This window comes from Fulvimonas soli, from assembly GCF_003148905.1.
Classification (GTDB): domain Bacteria; phylum Pseudomonadota; class Gammaproteobacteria; order Xanthomonadales; family Rhodanobacteraceae; genus Fulvimonas; species Fulvimonas soli.
In genome coordinates, this window is sequence record NZ_QGHC01000004.1 from 143,578 (window position 1) to 160,596 (window position 17,019).

Annotated in this window: 16 protein-coding genes and 1 tRNA gene; 7 read left to right on the forward strand and 10 right to left on the reverse strand. The window is 72.4% G+C overall.

Features of this window, described 5'->3' with window-relative positions:
- Nucleotides 1-85: 85 nt before the first annotated feature.
- The gene (locus C7456_RS06305) at nucleotides 86-427 is read left to right on the forward strand and encodes a 4a-hydroxytetrahydrobiopterin dehydratase (RefSeq protein WP_109722899.1); all 342 of its coding nucleotides are present in this window, start codon (nucleotides 86-88) and stop codon (nucleotides 425-427) included.
- A gap of 1 nt (nucleotide 428) precedes the next feature.
- Nucleotides 429-1,934: a CPBP family glutamic-type intramembrane protease gene (locus C7456_RS06310; RefSeq protein ID WP_109722900.1), complete on the forward strand. Its 1,506-nt coding sequence runs from the start codon at nucleotides 429-431 to the stop codon at nucleotides 1,932-1,934.
- On the opposite strand, the gene C7456_RS06315 is transcribed toward C7456_RS06310, so the two are convergent.
- A complete protein-coding gene (locus tag C7456_RS06315; protein WP_109722901.1) occupies nucleotides 1,912-2,880 on the reverse strand; it encodes an RluA family pseudouridine synthase in 969 nt (322 codons plus the stop codon). The two genes, C7456_RS06310 and C7456_RS06315, sit on opposite strands and share 23 nt — an antisense overlap.
- A gap of 337 nt (nucleotides 2,881-3,217) precedes the next feature.
- Here C7456_RS06315 and C7456_RS06320 point away from each other — a divergent pair, with 337 nt between their 5' ends.
- Nucleotides 3,218-6,190 carry an Rne/Rng family ribonuclease gene (locus tag C7456_RS06320; protein WP_109722902.1) on the forward strand — a complete coding sequence of 991 codons (2,973 nt, stop codon included), beginning with the start codon at nucleotides 3,218-3,220 and terminating at the stop codon, nucleotides 6,188-6,190.
- Nucleotides 6,191-6,259: 69 nt separating this feature from the next.
- Here the strand turns inward: C7456_RS06320 and C7456_RS06325 are convergent, their stop codons facing one another.
- The 5 genes from C7456_RS06325 to tpiA all read right to left on the reverse strand — a co-directional run bounded on the left by C7456_RS06325 (nucleotide 6,260) and on the right by tpiA (nucleotide 9,030).
- On the reverse strand, nucleotides 6,260-6,913 hold the full coding sequence (locus C7456_RS06325) for a response regulator (RefSeq protein WP_109722903.1): 654 nt from the start codon (nucleotides 6,911-6,913) through the stop codon (nucleotides 6,260-6,262).
- A gap of 134 nt (nucleotides 6,914-7,047) precedes the next feature.
- Complete coding sequence (locus C7456_RS06330) at nucleotides 7,048-7,428, reverse strand: HU family DNA-binding protein (protein ID WP_109722904.1); 381 nt, start codon at nucleotides 7,426-7,428, stop codon at nucleotides 7,048-7,050.
- Between the two features lie 280 nt (nucleotides 7,429-7,708).
- A tRNA-Leu gene (locus tag C7456_RS06335) sits at nucleotides 7,709-7,793 on the reverse strand.
- 23 nt (nucleotides 7,794-7,816) lie between these two features.
- Nucleotides 7,817-8,254 (reverse strand): preprotein translocase subunit SecG, encoded by a 438-nt coding sequence (gene secG, locus C7456_RS06340; RefSeq protein ID WP_109722905.1) that lies wholly within the window; start codon nucleotides 8,252-8,254, stop codon nucleotides 7,817-7,819.
- Nucleotides 8,255-8,277: 23 nt separating this feature from the next.
- The gene (gene tpiA / locus C7456_RS06345; RefSeq protein WP_109722906.1) at nucleotides 8,278-9,030 is read right to left on the reverse strand and encodes a triose-phosphate isomerase; all 753 of its coding nucleotides are present in this window, start codon (nucleotides 9,028-9,030) and stop codon (nucleotides 8,278-8,280) included.
- 123 nt (nucleotides 9,031-9,153) lie between these two features.
- On the opposite strand from tpiA, the gene C7456_RS06350 reads away from it, so the two are divergent.
- On the forward strand, nucleotides 9,154-9,963 hold the full coding sequence (locus C7456_RS06350; protein WP_109722907.1) for an SDR family NAD(P)-dependent oxidoreductase: 810 nt from the start codon (nucleotides 9,154-9,156) through the stop codon (nucleotides 9,961-9,963).
- An 80-nt stretch (nucleotides 9,964-10,043) separates the two neighbouring features.
- A complete protein-coding gene (locus C7456_RS06355) occupies nucleotides 10,044-10,721 on the forward strand; it encodes a DUF6445 family protein (protein WP_109722908.1) in 678 nt (225 codons plus the stop codon).
- 87 nt (nucleotides 10,722-10,808) lie between these two features.
- Here the strand turns inward: C7456_RS06355 and C7456_RS06360 are convergent, their stop codons facing one another.
- The 4 genes from C7456_RS06360 to orn form a co-directional block, all read right to left on the reverse strand.
- The gene (locus C7456_RS06360; RefSeq protein ID WP_109722909.1) at nucleotides 10,809-11,744 is read right to left on the reverse strand and encodes an isopenicillin N synthase family dioxygenase; all 936 of its coding nucleotides are present in this window, start codon (nucleotides 11,742-11,744) and stop codon (nucleotides 10,809-10,811) included.
- 116 nt (nucleotides 11,745-11,860) lie between these two features.
- The gene (gene glmM, locus C7456_RS06365) at nucleotides 11,861-13,216 is read right to left on the reverse strand and encodes a phosphoglucosamine mutase (protein WP_109722910.1); all 1,356 of its coding nucleotides are present in this window, start codon (nucleotides 13,214-13,216) and stop codon (nucleotides 11,861-11,863) included.
- A 38-nt stretch (nucleotides 13,217-13,254) separates the two neighbouring features.
- Nucleotides 13,255-14,166 (reverse strand): dihydropteroate synthase, encoded by a 912-nt coding sequence (folP, locus tag C7456_RS06370; RefSeq protein WP_109722911.1) that lies wholly within the window; start codon nucleotides 14,164-14,166, stop codon nucleotides 13,255-13,257.
- A gap of 13 nt (nucleotides 14,167-14,179) precedes the next feature.
- A complete protein-coding gene (orn, locus tag C7456_RS06375) occupies nucleotides 14,180-14,740 on the reverse strand; it encodes an oligoribonuclease (RefSeq protein WP_109722912.1) in 561 nt (186 codons plus the stop codon).
- A 70-nt stretch (nucleotides 14,741-14,810) separates the two neighbouring features.
- On the opposite strand from orn, the gene sbcB reads away from it, so the two are divergent.
- Nucleotides 14,811-16,259: an exodeoxyribonuclease I gene (gene sbcB / locus C7456_RS06380; RefSeq protein ID WP_109722913.1), complete on the forward strand. Its 1,449-nt coding sequence runs from the start codon at nucleotides 14,811-14,813 to the stop codon at nucleotides 16,257-16,259.
- Nucleotides 16,260-16,271: 12 nt separating this feature from the next.
- Entirely contained in the window at nucleotides 16,272-16,961 is a 690-nt protein-coding gene (locus C7456_RS06385; protein ID WP_109722914.1) for a DUF2461 domain-containing protein, read from the forward strand.
- The last annotated feature ends 58 nt before the right edge of the window (nucleotides 16,962-17,019 follow it).

Genomic DNA, 17,019 nt, shown 5'->3' on the forward strand with positions numbered 1-17,019 from the left:
TCCTATTTTGGCCGCGCGGACACTTTGACATTTCCGCGCACTGCCCCGACGCTTCGCCACCTCGTCACGCCCATGGAGAACCGCCATGACCCTCAACGAGCTCGCCGCCCAGCATTGCGTACCGCGCAGGGGAGCGGAACACGCGCTGGACGCCGCCGCGGTGGACGGGCTGCTCGCCCAATTGCCTGGTTGGCAGCGCAGTGCCGACGGCAAGGGCATCGTCAAGGATTTCCGCTTCGACGACTTCCACCGCACGCTGGGTTTCATCAACGCCGTGGGCTTCATGGCCAACCGGGAGGACCATCACCCCGACCTCGAGGCCGGCTACGGCCATTGCCGGCTGTACTGGTCCACCCACGACGTCGGCGGGCTGTCGCTCAACGACTTCATCTGCGCCGCCAAGGTCGAGACCCTGCTCGCGCGCTGACGTGGCTGCCCCGCCGCGCCGCTGGCTCGAAGCCGCCGCCATCGCCGTGCTGGCGGCGGTCCTGCTGCTGGCCCTGCAGGCGCTCGCCGCGCGCCTCACCGCCGCGCACCTCGCCGGCGAGGCCGCGCGCGAGTTCGCCCTGCTGCGCTCGGGCCAGCCGCTGTGGCAGTGGCGGTTCCACCGGCCGGCGGACCTGGTCGCCGGCCGCGCCTTCGGCGCGGCGCGGGTCGAGGCCGCGCCGTCGGGCCTGCGCATCACCGGCCTGGACGGTTCGCCGTTCGAGCTGGGCCTGCCGCTGGCGCGCCCGGTCGATCTCGCGCACTGGCCGTTGCTGGCGCTGGAACTGGAAAGTCCGGCGGACGGCATGCTGGGCGTGGTCTGGCGCGGTGCCGACGGCGCGGCCTGCATGGCCGCGGCCGCGATGCCCCTGCGCGACAGCCAGCGGCGGCTGCGCATCGACCTGCGCGGCCTGCACTGGCAGGCGATGGCTCCCGGCGGCTGCGCGGCGCCGGCCGGCGCCACGATGCTGCGGCTGCGCATCGCGGTGCCGGCGCAACGGGCCATCGTGCTGCGGGCCGCGGCGCTGCAGGCCGTCGCGCCCGCTCCCCTGCCCGACCCGGCCGATGCACATGAGCTGCCACCACGAACGGCCCCGTCCGTGGTGGCGGCGGAACGGCTCGGGCTCGCCGCGGCGGCGCCGGTGCTCCGGCTGCCGCCGGGCGCGACGGCCGAGCGGCAACTGGACTGGCGCGACGCCGTCCAGGCGGTGCGCCCGGCAGCCCTGCTCCTGCCGGCCGACTTGCCGTTCCCGCCGGCCGCATCCGCGGAGCCGGCGGCATGGCCCGGCTGGGCGCTGGCCCTGGCCTATGCGGCGGGATTGCTGCTGCTGGCGCGGCGGGAGCCCTCGGGCCGGGGCGGCCGCTGGCTGGAGATCGGCGCCCTCGCCTTCGGCCCCCTGTGGCTGATCGCGGGCCTGCAATGGGGGCCGCGTCCCGGCATGCCGGCCATGCTGGGGTTCGTCCTGGCCCTGCTCTACGCCGCCTGGGCCGAGCGCCGCGCCCCCCGCCGCGACTGGTGCTGGACGGGCGAATGGCGCGCCTGGCTGCCGCCGCTCGCCCTGCTGCCGGCGGTCCTGCTGCTGTGGCGGCTGTACGGGCATCCCTTCGCGCCGCCGCGTCCGGCGCACGTGGCGGCCTACCTCGCCTGGGCCGCCCTGCAGCAATGGCTGGTCCTGGTGGTGGTGCAGCGCCGGCTGGAACGGCTGCTGCCCCGGGCTGGCCTCGCCGTGCTGGGCGCGGCGCTGCTGTTCGCCCTGCTGCACACGCCCAACGGCCGGCTGATGCAGCTGTGCCTGCTGGCCGAGCTGTGGTGGGGCTGGTGCTTCCTGCGCCGGCGCCGGCTGCTGCCGGTCGCGCTCGCCCATGCCCTCTGCGCCCTGCTGGCGGAAGCCGGCCTGGCCGGCGGCCTGCTGCGCTCGCTCGAGGTCAGCGCGCGCTTTTTCCTTTAGTGGCAAGTACATCCAGGAAAGACTTCAAGTCGTCCGGGAGCGGCGCGGAGAAGCCGTAGGCGCGCCCGTCCAGCTCGAAGCCCATGTGCGAGGCATGCAGGAAAAGCCGGTGCAGGCCCAGCTCGCGGAAGCGCCGGTTGGCTTCCTTGTCGCCGTATTTCGCGTCGCCGGCCAGCGGATGGCCGGCGTGCGCGGCGTGCACGCGGATCTGGTGGGTGCGGCCGGTGCCCAGCGTCGCCTGCATCAGCCGGGCGCCTGGATACTGCTCCATCTCGCGGAAAAAAGTGAGCGATGGCTTGCCGTTATCGGACACTCTTACCATGCGCTCTCCGCCCTGGAGCACCGATTTCTGCAATGGGGCGTTGACGCTGAACCTGGCCTTGGACGGGTGCCCCAGCATCAGGCAGAGGTACTGCTTGGTCACCTCGCCGGCGCGGATGGCCGCCTGCAGGCCGGTCAGGCCGGCGCGGGTCTTGGCGAAGACCAGCACGCCGCTGGTGTCGCGGTCCAGGCGATGGACCAGCTCCAGCGACTCGTTCGGACGCGCGGCGCGCAGCAGCTCGATCGCGCCATGGCTGACCCCGCTGCCGCCGTGACTGGCCATGCCGGCGGGCTTGTCGATCACCAGGAAGTGCTTGTCCTCGAAGATCACCGCGGCGGCGGCCTGCTCGACCTGGCCGGGCGGCGGCCCCTGCGTCTCCGCCTTCTCGGCCGTCCGCACCGGCGGGATGCGCAGCGTATCGCCAGCCGCGAGACGGGTGTCGGGCTTGGCCCGCTTGCCGTTCACCCGCACCTGGCCGGTGCGCAGCAGCCGGTAGATCAGGCTCTTGGGCACCCCCTTGAGCAGGGTCACCAAGGCGTTGTCCAGCCTTTGCCCATCCCGTTCCGGGCCGATCAGGACTTGACGCACGCCTTGAGGTGCGGTGGGGGAAGTTGCCGTCTGCATTGAAAAAAACCTGGCGAAAGGGGATACTTGGCGGGCGCTACGCCCGGTCTCGCAGGCACTCAGTGGGGGATCGGGCGCCCGTCCGTGACGCCGGCGAGGATTGCGCCGATCGCCTTTCCCCGGCACCGGCCGCAGACTCCCATGCATCGTAACGGTTCGGGACGCCGTTTGCCCGGTGCCCTGCGCCGGACCCGACGGGCGCGAAAGCCACGAATCACCCCAGGTATCGGGAGCGATACCGTAATTTGCCGCTTTACCGCTGCGGCGCGATCCCCGGCAGGCCGCCCTTCCCGGCGCCACCGCGGCGCGCGACGCGCGGCAGGGCCGAGGACACACAATGAAGCGCATGTTGATCAACGCAACTCAGCGTGAAGAGTTGCGCGTGGCCATCGTCGATGGCCAGACCCTCTACGATCTCGATATCGAAATCCCCTCCCGCGAACAGAAGAAGGCCAACATCTACAAGGGTCGCATCACCCGCGTGGAGGCCTCCCTGGAAGCCTGCTTCGTCGACTACGGCGCCGAGCGCCACGGCTTCCTCCCGCTGAAGGAAATCGCCCGCGAGTACATGACCGCGGGCCTGGACCCGAACAAGGCGAGCATCCGCGAGCTGGTCAAGGAAGGCCAGGAAGTGGTCGTGCAGGTGGAGAAGGAGGAGCGCGGCAACAAGGGCGCCGCCCTGACCACCTACATCAGCCTGGCCGGCCGCTACATGGTGCTGATGCCCAACAACCCGAAGGCCGGCGGCGTCTCGCGCCGGATCGAGGGCGAGGACCGCCAGGCGCTGAAGGAGGCGCTGGAGCACCTCACCGTCCCCGACGACATGGGCCTGATCGTGCGCACCGCCGGCATGGGCCGCGACGCCGAGGAGCTGCAGTGGGACCTGGACTACCTGCTGCAGCTGTGGAAGTCGATCTCCGAGGCGGCCGGCAAGCAGAAGGCGCCGTTCCTGATCTACCAGGAATCCAAGCTGTTCATCCGCGCCCTGCGCGACTACCTGCGCAACGACATCGGCGAGATCCTGATCGACGAGGAGTCGCTCTACAACGACGCCCGCGAGTTCATGCAGCAGGTGATGCCCAACAACCTGCGCAAGCTCAAGCTCTACAAGGACGACACCCCGCTCTTCTCGCGCTACCAGATCGAGACGCAGATCGAGAGCGCCTTCGACCGCCAGGTGCGGCTGCCCTCCGGCGGCTCGATCGTGATCGACCAGACCGAGGCGCTCACCGCCATCGACATCAACTCGGCCAAGTCGACCAAGGGCGGCGACATCGAGGAGACCGCCTTCAACACCAACTGCGAGGCGGCGGTGGAGATCGCCCGCCAGCTGCGCATCCGCGACGCCGGCGGCCTGATCGTGATCGACTTCATCGACATGGACAGCCCGCGCCACCAGCGCGAGGTCGAGGAGAAGCTCAAGGACGCCCTGAAGCTTGACCGCGCCCGCGTGCAGGTGGGCCGGATCAGCCGCTTCGGCCTGCTGGAGATGTCGCGCCAGCGCCTGCGCCCGTCCTTGGGCGAGGCCACCCAGATCGTCTGCCCGCGCTGCGAGGGCCACGGCCACATCCGCAGCGTGGAGTCGCTGTCGCTGTCCACCCTGCGCCTGATCGAAGAGCACGCGATGAAGGACAACACCGGCCAGGTGCTGGTGCAGGCGCCGCCGCCGGTCGCCAACTTCCTGCTCAACGAGAAGCGCGCCAGCGTGGTCGAGATCGAGCTGCGCCACAAGGTGCACGTGGTGATCGTCGCCGACGACAAGCTGGAGACGCCGCACCTGCAGATCCAGCGCATCCGCGAGGCGGACATGGGCGAGCACAGCAAGCCCAGCTACGAGCGGCTGACGCCGGTCGAGGCCACGCCGGTCCCGAAGATGGGGCAGCTGCTGGGCAGCAGCGAGCAGCCGGCGGTCAGCGGCATCGTGCCGGCCACGCCCGCGCCGGTGCGCGAGGAGGCCCCGCAGCCGGTCGCCGCCACCCCCGCGCCCGCCCCTGTCGTCGCCCCGCGCAGGCCGCCCGCCGCGGCGCCGGCCACGCCCGCGCCGCAGGGCGGCGTGATCGCTCGCCTGCTCGGCTGGTTCCGCGGCCAGCCCGCCGCCGCGCCGGCGCCGGTCGCGGCCGCTCCCGCGCCGGCCAGCGGCAAGAGCGAGGCCCGCCAGCCGTCCCGCCGCGACGAGCGTCCCCGCGGCCAGAACCAGGCGCAGGGCGGCAACGCGCGCCAGGGCCGCCGCGAGCAGCCGCAGGCGGCCGGCAAGGGCGGCAGTGCCCAGAATCCTTCGCAGGGCCAGCGCGGCAATCGCCAGCGCGGCAACGAGGCCGGCGCGCAGGCGCGCCAGCAACCCGCCGTTCAGCAGCCCCAGTCCCAGCCGAGGGCCGAGCGCCCGCAGGCCGGTGGCCAGGCCGATGCGGCGGCTCAGAACGAGCGCCGCCAGCCGCCGGCCCAGCCCAGACCCGAGCGCCAGCCCAAGCCGGCCCCGGCGCCGGTCGAGCAGGCCCCGGCGACGCCGGCGGTGTCCCCGTCGGCCGAGGACGAGACGACCCTCAAGCCCGTGGCGGCCACCGCCGGCGAGCAATCCAGGCCCGAGGAGGCTGCGGCCGGCGAAGCGGGACCGGCGCGCCGCCGGCGCGGCCGGCGCGGCGGCCGGCGCCGCCGGCGCCACGAGGAAGGCGCAGCCGCCCTTTCCGCCACCGAGGCGAGCGCGCTCGACGAACTGGACGACGAAGACCGCCAGCCCGGCTCGGTGGTCGCCGACGTGACCCGCGAGCTGGCCGGCAGCCCCGCGCCGGCGGCGACGCCGGGGACCGTTTCCCCGGACCGCCCGGCGGCAGCGTTCGCCGCGGCGAACGAGCCGGCCCCGGCGACGCCGGCCGCGGCGCACGATGAAGCGCCCGCCGTCGTGATGCCGGCGCCGACGCCCAGCTCCTTCAACCTGCCGCCGCTGCCGCCGATCCCGGCACGGACCGAGGCGGCCGACGCCGACGTCGTACTGGCGCCGTCCGTCCACGAGACGCCGGAGCCTGCCATCCTGCCGCACGGCGCGGCGGAGCTGGAGGCGGTGGCGGAAACCGCGCCGCTCGGCGCCGAGGCGCCTGCCCCGGCCCCTGTCGGGGTCAACCTGGTCGCCGCGCCGCCGGCCGCGACGGACGCCGTGACGCTGCACGCGCCGGCGCCTGCGGCGGAAGCCGAAGCCGTGCCGGCGCCCACCCAGACTGCGGCCGAGCCCGCCCAGGGCGACCTGCTCGCCGCCAGCCTGCCGCCGGCGGCGGCCACGGACGGGCCGGAGGAAAAGAAGAACGTCGGCCAGGGCTGAAGAGCCATCGACCCGCGATGAAAAAAGCCGGACGCTTCGTCCGGCTTTTTTCTGTCCTGGTTTTCTGCGCTAGCCGCCCGTCGTCTGGCCGGGCTGGTCGATCAGTCCGTGCACCGTCATCAGGTGCGCCAGCCCGATGATGTGGTCCACGTGCAGCTTTTCCATCAGCCGCTGCTTGTAGGTGGAGACCGTCTTGGGGCTCAGGCTGAGCTGCTCGCCGATCACCGTGAGCGGCTTGCCGCGCACCAGCATCATCGCCACCTCCAGCTCGCGGCTGGACAGCGCGTCGAACGGCGAGCCCTCGCCGTCCAGCGTGGCCAGCGCCAGCTGCTGCGCGACCGAGGGCGCCAGGTAGCGGCGCCCGCCGGACACCTGGCGCACCGCCAGCAGCAGCTCGTCCGCCGAACAGCCCTTGGTGAGATAGCCCAGCGCGCCGGCGTCGAGCAGACGCTTGGGGAAGCGCGCGTCGTCCACCACGGTGACGATGACGATGCGCGTGGGCGCCTTGAGCCGGCTGGCGCGCTCGGTCAGTTCGATGCCGCTCATGCCGGGCATGTGCACGTCGACCAGCGCCACGTCGGGAGCGTGCTTGCGGATCAGCCGCAGGCCCTCCTCCGCCGAGCCGGCCTCGCCCACCACGCTGATGTCGGCCTGCTGCTGCAGGATCATGCGGAAGCCGGTGCGCACCAGCTCGTGGTCGTCCACGAGTACGACTTTGATCATCGGTTGCCCTCCCTGGGTTGGATGAAGGAAAAAAACGCGCGGGCGAACCCTTCGCCCCGCGCCGGCGGCACGATGCCGACGGCCTTGGAAACCGGGGGCGCCTATCCGCCGGCGGCGGATAGGCGCCGGAAGCCTCAGACGGCGGCGTCCTTGAGCTTCTTGAGCGGACGCACCTTGACCTTGACGGTCGCCGGCTTGGCCGCGAAGACCTGCTCCTCGCCGGTGAACGGGTTCTTGCCCTTGCGCGCCGGCTTGGCGGGCACCTTGACGGCGGTGACCTTGAACAGGCCCGGCAGCGTGAACAGGCCGGCGCCCTTCTTGCTCACGGCGCCGAGCACGGTGTGCTCGAGCGCGGCGAGCACCGCCTTGACGTGCTTGGTTTCGACGCTGGCCTGCTGGGCCAGGTGGGCGATCAGCCCGGACTTGCTGAGCACGTCCTTGACCGGCTTGACCGACGGGGCGGCCTTGGCGGCGGGCTTGGCAGCGGGTTTCTTGGCAGTGGATTTGGTGGCCATAGATTTTCCAAGGATGGATAAGGAAACGCCGCTCCGCGAGCGGCGGCCTTGCGGCCTGTCAAATCTACGCGAAATCGAGGCTTCGCACGCATAGGCAAGGCGAAATTTCCGGCTTTTCCTGCCGGTTTTTTTTCCGCCCGCCCCGTCCGGGCAGCCCGCCATGCCATCGCGGCGGGGTCCGGGTCTTCTCCCGTGCGCCCAGGCGCGGCGGCCGGACACGAAAAACCCGCCTCGCGGCGGGTCTTCTTGCTGCCGGACGGAACGGCGTCCGGCCATCGATTGGTGCCCAAGGGGGGACTCGAACCCCCACGACTTGCGTCGCTACCACCTCAAGGTAGTGCGTCTACCAATTCCGCCACCTGGGCAGGTGTGTGTTGTCTAGCGTCGGTTACTGCTTCGCGGGCGGCTGCGCCGGGGTCGAGCCGGCCGTCGCGGGCTGCGCGGCCGGCACGTCGCCGTTGGCCGCCGGGGCCGTGGCCTGCGGGACTTCCGCGCCGGCCGGCTTCGCGGGCTGCGCATTCTGGGTGGCGGCGGGCTTGTTGGCAAGCCCCGCCATCACGCCGAGGTCGCTGTCGGTGCTGCCCTTGGGCGCGCCGTTGTGGCTGAGGTAGATGCCCATGCCCAGGCTCAGCAGGAAGAACAGCGTGGCCAGCACCGCAGTGGTGCGGGTGAGGAAGCTCGCCGAGCCGCGCGCGCCGAACACGGTGGCGGACGCGCCGCCGCCGAAGCCGGAACCGGCGTCGGCGCCTGCGCCGCGCTGCATCAGGATCAGCACGATCATCGCCGCCGCGATCAGGATGTAGAACACGCTGAAGATGACGAACATGGGGTTCCGAAGGTCCGTGGCGCTTACTGTTGCGCCGAGGCGCAGATGGCGAGGAAGTCGGCCGCGGCCAGTGACGCGCCGCCGATCAGGCCCCCGTCGACGTCCGGCTGCGCGAACAGTTCCGCGGCGTTGGCCGGCTTGACGCTGCCGCCGTAAAGCAGCCGGGTCAGACCGGCAATCATAGCATCTTCCTTCGCCAGTTGGCTACGAATGAAGGCGTGCGCCTCCTGCGCCTGCGCGGGCGTGGCGGTGCGGCCAGTGCCGATCGCCCACACCGGCTCGTAGGCGATCACCGCGGTGTCGAAGCTGGCGATGCCGTTGCGCGCCAGCACGGCGCCGAGCTGACGTGCGATCACCGCCTCGGTCTGGCCCGCCTCGCGCTCCTCCAGCGTCTCGCCCACGCACAGCACGGGGGTGAGCCCGCCGGCGCGCGCGGCGGCGAACTTCTCCGCCACCAGCGCGTCGCTCTCGGCGTGGTACTGGCGCCGCTCGGAGTGGCCGACCAGGACCCACTGCGCGCCCACGTCCGCCAGCATGGCGGCCGACACCTCGCCGGTGTAGGCGCCCTGCCCCTCGTGCGCGCTCACGTCCTGCGCGCCGAAGCCGATGCCGTTGCCGCCGTGCGCGGCGGCCAGCTCGGCGATGTAGGGGAACGGCGGGAACACCAGCACGTCGGCGGCGGCCGGCAGGGCGGCGGCGATCTCGCCGACCAGGGCCGAGGCCATCGAGCGGCTGCCGTGCATCTTCCAGTTGCCGGCGACGAGTTTCCTGCGCATGGCGTGAGTCCGTGTCGATAAAGAGCGGAAGCTTAAGCGAGGCCGCCCGAGGCGGGCAAACCGCTGGCGCGCCGCCGGGGCCGCAGGCAGGATGGATGCGTCGCCCGCACCGATGGAACCCGCATGCCGCCCGCCCGACCGCTCAGCCTCGTCACCGGCGCCTCCGCCGGCATCGGCACCGCCTTCGCGCGCGAGCTCGCCGCGCGCGGGCACGATCTCGTGCTGGTCGCGCGGCGCGTCGAGCGGCTGGAGGCGCTGGCCGCGGAACTGCGCGAACGCCACGGCGGCGCGGTCGCCGTGCTGCCGTGCGACCTGGCCGATCCGGCGGCGCCGGATCGGCTGTGCGGCGAACTGGAGCGGCGCGGCCTGGCGGTGGACTGGCTGGTCAACAATGCCGGCTACGGCGTGCCCGGCAGCTTCGTCGCCAACGCCTGGCGCACGCATGCCGACTTCTTGCAGGTGCTGCTGGCCGCGCCCACCGAGCTGGCCTGGCGGCTGCTGCCCGCGATGCGCGCGCGCGGCTACGGGCGCATCGTCAACGTGGCCTCGCTGGCCGGCTTCGTGCCGGGCTCGGCCGGGCACACGCTGTACGCGGCGGCCAAGGCCTACCTGGTCAAGTTCTCGCAGTCGCTGGCGCTGGAGAACCGCGCCGCCGGCGTCAACGTGTGCGCGCTCTGCCCCGGCTTCACCTGGTCGGAGTTCCACGACGTCACCGGCACGCGCGCGAAGATGGACAGGCTGCCGCGCTTCATGTGGCTCACCGCGGAGGAAGTCGCGCGGCAGGGCGTGGCGGCGGTGGAGCGCGGCAAGGTGGTGCACGTCACCGGGCGGGTGAACCGGGCGATCAAGGCGCTGGCCGAGCTGCTGCCGGACCGGCTGGCGCTCGCGCTGTCGGCACGGGAGTCGAAGCGCTACCGCCAACTGGAGGAATGAGCCGCAGCGCGCCCCTCCCCCTTCCCGGCAGAATGCACTCGCGTGCGCTACCTTGGACGCGCACGACGCAAGGAGCCCCCATGTCCCTGTTCCCGCAGCATCCCGCGATGCGCCCGCTGCCCTACCGCAAGCCCACCGAGGGCCGCGACTACTGGGTGGTGGACGAGGCGCTGCCGAACGCGGACGAGGTGCGCGCGCGCTGCCTGGCCAAGACCGACTGGGAGTACGGCTATCCCACCACCGGCGAGGTGTGGCCCGGCATGCGCGCCGCGCCGGCGCTGCTGGACGGCGAGCTGTCCTCGCTGGAGGCGCTGGTGTGCCAGCTCACCGGGGCGAAGAAGGTGTGGGTGGAAAGCACCGGGGCGGGCGTGAAGCTCAACCACAACTGCGTGCAGGTGGTCGGCGCCACCGAGGGCGCGGTGAAGCCGCATACCGACTCGCTGCACCTGTGCCGCTACGCGGCGGTGCTCTACCTCAACCCGGCGGTACCGGACCGCTGCGGCACCAGCTTCTTCCGCCAGCGCATGCCCAACGGCCAGCTCGGCGGCAACGTGGTGATGCCGCCGCATCGCAACCTGGTCGACGCGCTGGGCGCCCGCTTCGTGCCGCCCAACGCCTTCGCCGAGGACGTGCGCGTGCCGCACCGCTACAACCGGCTGCTGCTGTACAAGGCCAACATCATCCACAGCGCCACGGCGTACTGGGGACAGGATTTCGCCGAGCGGCGGATGACGGCGGTGTTCTTCTGGATGGCTTGAGCGGGCGACCCCGAATGGTGTTTCGAGGCCGGCCCCTCACCCCGGCCCTCTCCCCTGAGGGGAGAGGGAGATCAGGGGCCGCGCTGCTCAGATCAGCTTGATCTCGCGCAGGCGCTGCTGCAGGTACTCGTGCGAGGTGATCGAGGTGGCGTAGCGGCTCGGGTTGTCCGGCGTCACGCACTGCGGCAGCGGGTCGAGCACCACGTCGGGGTTCGGGTGCAGGAAGAACGGCACCGAGTAGCGCGGCTTGCGCGCGTTCTCGTTGCGCGGGTTCACCACGCGGTGGGTGGTGGACGGGTACACGTGGTTGGTCAGGCGCTGCAGCATGTCGCCGATGTTGACCACGATGGCGTCGCCCTGGGTGGTGATCGGCAGCCACCCGCCCTCGCGGGTGAGCACCTCCAGCCCTTCCGCGCTGGCGCCGACCAGCAGGGTGATGAAGTTGATGTCCTCGTGCGCGCCGGCGCGCACGTTGGGGATGTTCTCCTCGGTGATCGGCGGATAGTGGATCGGCCGCAGGATCGAGTTGCCCTGGTCGGTCTTGTCCTCGAAGTAGCTTTCCGGCAGCCCGATGTGCAGCGCCAGCGCGCGCAGCACGCGGGTGCCGAGCTGGTCCAGCGCCTCGTACAGCCCGTAGCCGTATTCCCTGAACTGCGGCACTTCCTCCGGCCACAGGTTGGGCGGCATCACGTCGGCGAACCTGGAGCCGCGCGGGATCTCGCGGCCGATGTGCCAGAACTCCTTGAGGTCGGGGTACTGGCTGTCCTTGGCGGTCTCCACCTTGAACGGGGTGTAGCCGCGCGCGCCGCCGCCGCCGGGCACGTGGTACTTCAGCTTGACCTCGGCGGGCAGCGCGAAGAAGCGCTGGAAGGCGTCGTAGGCACCGTCCACCAGCTCGCGCGGGATGCCGTGCCCGCTGATGCAGCAGAAGCCGAACTCGCGGTAGGCCGCGCCCAGCTCCGCGACGAAGGCGTCGCGGTCGGTGTCGTAGCGGCGGATGTCGAGGGTGGGAACGTTTTTCATGGCTGTCGTGTCCAGGTGGGCGTGCGGTCGTCTTGTTCCGCCACCGCAGGGGCGGGGCACGTCGGGCCAATCCTTGGCGACCTGGGGCGGGCGCCGCGCGCGCGGCGCCCGCTGGTTCACGAGCGTTCGGCGGCGGATTTTACGACGTCCGCCAGCCCGGCGGCTATCCGCGCCACCTCGCCGGCGTCGGCGGCCTCCACGGTGACGCGGATCAGCGGCTCGGTACCCGAGGCGCGCAGGAACACGCGCCCGCGCCCGGCCAGCGCGCGCTCGGCGTCGGCCACCGCGGCGCGCACCGGCGCGCTGCCCAGCACCGCCCTGGCGTCGCCGGCGAAGCGCACGTTGCGCATCACCTGCGGCAGCTTGGCCAGGCCCTGCCGCGCCGCGGCGAGATCCTGCCCGCCGCGCGCCAGCGCCTCCAGCACGGCCAGCGCGGCGACGATGCCGTCGCCGGTGGTGGCGCGGTCCAGGCACAGGATGTGGCCCGACGTCTCGCCGCCGAGGATGCCGCGGTGCGCCTTGAGCTGCTGCAGCACGTAACGGTCGCCGACGTTGGCGCGCAGCAGCGGGATGCCGTGCCGGGCGAGCGCCTGCTCCAGCCCGTAGTTGCTCATCAGCGTGCCGACCACCGGGCCCTCCAGCAGGCCCCGCGCCTGCCAGTCGCGGGCCAGCACGTAGAGGATGTCGTCGCCGTCGGCGAGCACGCCGTGGCGGTCGACCAGCTGCACGCGGTCGCCGTCGCCGTCGAAGGCGACGCCGAGGTCGGCGCCCTGCGCCAGCACTGCCTGCTGCAGCGCCTGCGGATGGGTGGAGCCGACGCCGGCGTTGATGTTGAAGCCGTCCGGGCGGTCGCCGATGGCGCTCACCTCGGCGCCCAGCTCGGCGAACACCTTGGGCGCCACCTGGTAGGTCGCGCCGTTGGCGCAGTCCAGCACGACCTTCAGGCCGCGCAGGCTGAAGTCCTCGGCCACCGTGGCCTTGCAGAACTCCGCGTAGCGCGCCACCGCGTCGTCGATGCGGCGCGCCTTGCCGAGCTTTTCCGAGGGCACGGTGGTGAACTCGGCCTCCAGTTCCTGCTCGACCGCCAGCTCGATCTCGTCGGAGAGCTTCTCGCCGTCGGCGGAGAAGAACTTGATGCCGTTGTCCTGGTGCGGGTTGTGCGAGGCGCTGATGACGATGCCCGCCGAGGCGCGCAGCGAGCGGGTGAGGAATGCCACGCCCGGCGTGGGCATGGGGCCGAGCAGGCCCACGTCGGCGCCGGCGGCGACCAGGCCGGCCTCCAGCGCCGACTCGAACATGTAGCCGGACACGCGGGTGTCCTTGCCGATCAGCAGCAGCGGCCGCCGCTGCGCGCCGCGCGCGAGCACCGCGCCGGCGGCGCGGCCCAGGCGCAGGATGAAGTCCGCGCTGATCGGCCACCGGCCGACCTGGCCGCGGATGCCGTCGGTGCCGAAATACTTGCGTTGGTTCATGGAGGGATCCCTGCGGCGCCCCGTGCGCCTCGTTCTGGTTATTCGTCGTCCGGCCAGCGCGGCATGGCCGGGCGCTCGTCGCGCCGCGGCGGCGCGTCGCCGGCCTTCACCGCCCGCCACACCGCCAGCGCGTCGACGGTGGCGGCCACGTCGTGCACGCGCACCATGCGCGCGCCGCGCTGCACCGCGACCAGCGCCGCGGCCACCGAGCCGGCCGCGCGATCGGCCGGCACCTGGCGGCCGGTCAGCGCGCCGATCATCGACTTGCGCGACAGGCCCACGTAGACCCCGCTGCCCAGGTCGGCGAAGCGCTGCAGCGCGCGCAGCAGGGCCAGGTTGTGCTCCAGCGTCTTGCCGAAGCCGAAGCCGGGGTCGACCATCACCCTGCGCTTGTCGATGCCGGCCAGCTCGCAGGCGAACAGGCGGTCGGCGAGGAAGCGGTGCACCTCGCCCACCACGTCGTCGTAGCGCGGGTCGTCCTGCATGCTGCGCGGCTCGCCCAGCATGTGCATCAGGCACACCGGCACGCCCAGTTCCGCCGCCGCGTCGAGCGCGCCCTCGCGGCGCAGCGCGTAGACGTCGTTGACCATGCCGGCGCCGGCGGCCACCGCGGCGCGCATCACCTCGGGCTTGGAGGTGTCCACCGCGATCGGCAGCGCGGTTTCCGCCGCGAGCCGCTCGACCACCGGGATCACCCGGCGCAGCTCCTCCTCCAGCGGCACCTCGGCGGCACCGGGGCGGGTGGACTCGCCGCCCACGTCGAGCATGTCCGCGCCCTGCCCGGCCATGGCCAGCCCGTGCGCCACGGCCGCGTCGACGTCGGCGTGCGCGCCGCCGTCGGAGAAGGAGTCGGGGGTGACGTTGAGGATGCCGACCACGCGCGGCCGGTCCAGCGCCAGCCGGCGGCCGTTGCAGTCGAGCACGGGGGCGAACGGGTCGGTGTCGATCATCGGCCGCTCGCCTTCAGGCCTGCCCGCCCAGCGCGCCCATGTGCCGGCGGTAATAGCGCAGCTCCTCGATGGAGTCGCGGATGTCCGACAGCGCGGTGTGCGCCGATTCCTTGCTCACCCCGCGGCCGATCGCCGGCGCCCAGCGCCGGGCCAGCTCCTTGAGCGTGGACACGTCGAGGTTGCGGTAGTGGAAGTAGCGCTCCAGCCGCGGCATCTGCCGGTGCAGGAAGCGGCGGTCCTGGCAGATCGAGTTGCCGCACATCGGCGACTTGCCGGCCGGCACCCAGGCCCTGAGGAATTCCAGCGTGGCCTGCTCGGCCTGGGCGTGGTCGGTCGGCGACTCCAGCACCTGCTGCCACAGGCCGGACTTGCGGTGCTGGTTGCGGTTCCACGCATCCATGCCTTCCAGCCGGTCCAGCTCGTGGCGGATCGCGAACACCGGCCCCTCGGCCAGCACGTTGAGTTCCTTGTCGGTGACGATGGTGGCGATCTCCAGGATGGAATCGGCATCCGTGTCCAGGCCGGTCATTTCCAGATCGATCCAGATCAGGTTCTCGTCGTTGGCTTGGTTCATGCGTCCTCCCTGCAAGCGGCCAGTTTAGCAGCAGCGCATGGCGCGCCTCCGGCCGTGCGATGATCCGTTCATGCAGACGTTCTTCTGGCACGACTACGAGACCTTCGGCGCCGACCCGCGGCGCGACCGGCCGGCGCAGTTCGCCGGCATCCGCACCACGATGGAGCTGGAGATCGTCGGCGAGCCGGTGATGTTCTACGCGCGGCCGCCGCGCGAGATGCCGCCCTCGCCCGACGCCAGCCTGATCACCGGCATCGCGCCGCAGGACGCCGAGCGCGAGGGGCTCGGCGAGGCCGAGTTCGCCGCGCGCGTGCACGAGCAGCTGGCCGAGCCGGGCACCTGCGGCGCCGGCTACAACTCGCTGCGCTTCGACGACGAGTTCACCCGGCAGATGCTCTACCGCAACTTCCACGATCCCTACGCGCGGGAGTGGGAGAACGGCAACTCGCGCTGGGACCTGATCGACCTGGCGCGCATGTGCCAGGCGCTGCGCCCCGAGGGCATCGCCTGGCCGCTGCGCGAGGACGGCTCGCCCAGCTTCAGGCTCGAGCACCTCGCCGCGGCCAACGGGCTGCGCCAGGAGCACGCGCACGACGCGCTGTCGGACGTGTACGCGCTGGTCGACCTGGCCCGGCTGATCCGCGTGCGCCAGCCGCGGCTGTGGGACTGGCACTTCGCGCTGCGCCGCAAGCAGCGCGTGTTCGAGCTGCTGGACGTGGCCGGGATGACGCCGCTGGTGCACGTGTCCTCGCGCTACCCGGCCAGCCGGCACTGCCTGGCGCTGATCGCGCCGCTGGCGCTGCATCCGAGCCGGCCGAGCGAGGTGATCGTGTACGACCTCGCCGCCGACCCGGCCGGCTGGCTCGACCTGGACGAGGACGAGATCGCCGACCGCATCTTCACCGCGCGCGCCGACCTGCCGGAGGACGTCGAGCGCATCCCGCTGCGCACCGTGCGCGCCAACCACGCGCCGGCGCTGGCGCCGCTGTCGGCGCTCAAGGGCGTGGACCTGGCGCGGCTGGGGCTGGACGTGGAGCGGGCGCTGGGCCACCGCGCCCTGCTCGCGCGCGCCGAGGGCCTGGCGGCGAAGCTGCGCCGCGTGTTCGCCCGCGCCGCCGAGCTGCCGCCGCCGGAGGACCCGGAGCTGGCGCTGTACGCCGGCTTCCTGCCCGACGCCGACAAGCGCCTGCTCGCCGAGGTGCGCGGCACGCCGCCCGCCGAGCTGGGCCGGCGCGCGTTCCCGTTCCGCGACCCGCGCTACCCGGAGCTGCTGTTCCGCTACCGCGCGCGCAACTGGCCGGAGACGCTCGACGCCGCCGAGCGCGAGCGCTGGGAGGCGTTCCGCCGCGCGCGCCTGACCCGGCCGACGCCGCTCACCACGCTCACCCTCGACGACTACTTCGCCCGCCTGGCCGAGCTGCGCGTCGACCCGGCCGCCGCCGGCAAGCTGCCGCTGCTCGACCGGCTGCAGGCCTGGGGCGAGCAGCTGGCCGCCGAACTCCTGCCGCTTTCCGCCTGACCCGACGACGCCATGCCCCACCGAGCCTATTTCACGCCCGCCACCTTCCGCTTCCTGCGCGGCCTGGACCGCAACAACAACCGCGAGTGGTTCGCCGCGCACAAGGCCGACTACGAGCGCCACGTGCGCGAGCCGTTCCTGGCGCTGATCGCCGACATGGCCGCGCCGCTGGCGAAGATCAGCCCGCACTACCGCGCCGACGCGCGCAGGAACGGCAGCTCGCTGTTCCGCATCTACCGCGACACGCGCTTCTCCAACAACAAGCTGCCGTACAAGCCCTGGCAGGGCGCGCGCTTCTTCCACGAGCGGCGGCACGAGATCCCGGCACCCTCGTTCTACCTGCACATCCAGCCGGGCGAGTGCTTCGCCGGCGGCGGCATGTGGCATCCCGAGCCGGACGCGCTCAAGCGCATCCGCGCCTTCCTCGCCGACAACCCGGCCGCGTGGAAGCGCGCCACGCACGGCAAGGCGTTCCGCGAGCGCTTCACCTTCTGGGGCGAGTCGCTGAGCCGCCCGCCGCGCGGCTTCGACCCGAACCACGAGCTGATCGAGGACCTGAAGCGCAAGGACTTCGCCGCCGGCGAGGACTTCGACGAGGCCTTCGCCTGCTCGGCCGAGCTGCTGCCGTGGACGGTGGAGTGCTACAAGCGGCTGGCGCCGATGATCGACTACCTGTGCGCGACGCAGGAGCTGGAGTTCTAGCGCCCGCGACCCTGGCCAAGCCGGCCGGCCGCCGCGCCTCCTCTCCCCTCCGGGGAGA

Coding starts and splice junctions, on each gene's coding strand:
- C7456_RS06305 (WP_109722899.1), top strand. CDS start 86: ATGACCCTCAACGAGCTCGCCGCCCAGCATTGCGTACCGCGCAGGGGA.
- C7456_RS06315 (WP_109722901.1), bottom strand. CDS start 2,880: ATGCAGACGGCAACTTCCCCCACCGCACCTCAAGGCGTGCGTCAAGTC.
- C7456_RS06320 (WP_109722902.1), top strand. CDS start 3,218: ATGAAGCGCATGTTGATCAACGCAACTCAGCGTGAAGAGTTGCGCGTG.
- C7456_RS06325 (WP_109722903.1), bottom strand. CDS start 6,913: ATGATCAAAGTCGTACTCGTGGACGACCACGAGCTGGTGCGCACCGGC.
- C7456_RS06330 (WP_109722904.1), bottom strand. CDS start 7,428: ATGGCCACCAAATCCACTGCCAAGAAACCCGCTGCCAAGCCCGCCGCC.
- secG (WP_109722905.1), bottom strand. CDS start 8,254: ATGTTCGTCATCTTCAGCGTGTTCTACATCCTGATCGCGGCGGCGATG.
- tpiA (WP_109722906.1), bottom strand. CDS start 9,030: ATGCGCAGGAAACTCGTCGCCGGCAACTGGAAGATGCACGGCAGCCGC.
- C7456_RS06350 (WP_109722907.1), top strand. CDS start 9,154: ATGCCGCCCGCCCGACCGCTCAGCCTCGTCACCGGCGCCTCCGCCGGC.
- C7456_RS06355 (WP_109722908.1), top strand. CDS start 10,044: ATGTCCCTGTTCCCGCAGCATCCCGCGATGCGCCCGCTGCCCTACCGC.
- C7456_RS06360 (WP_109722909.1), bottom strand. CDS start 11,744: ATGAAAAACGTTCCCACCCTCGACATCCGCCGCTACGACACCGACCGC.
- glmM (WP_109722910.1), bottom strand. CDS start 13,216: ATGAACCAACGCAAGTATTTCGGCACCGACGGCATCCGCGGCCAGGTC.
- folP (WP_109722911.1), bottom strand. CDS start 14,166: ATGATCGACACCGACCCGTTCGCCCCCGTGCTCGACTGCAACGGCCGC.
- orn (WP_109722912.1), bottom strand. CDS start 14,740: ATGAACCAAGCCAACGACGAGAACCTGATCTGGATCGATCTGGAAATG.
- sbcB (WP_109722913.1), top strand. CDS start 14,811: ATGCAGACGTTCTTCTGGCACGACTACGAGACCTTCGGCGCCGACCCG.
- C7456_RS06385 (WP_109722914.1), top strand. CDS start 16,272: ATGCCCCACCGAGCCTATTTCACGCCCGCCACCTTCCGCTTCCTGCGC.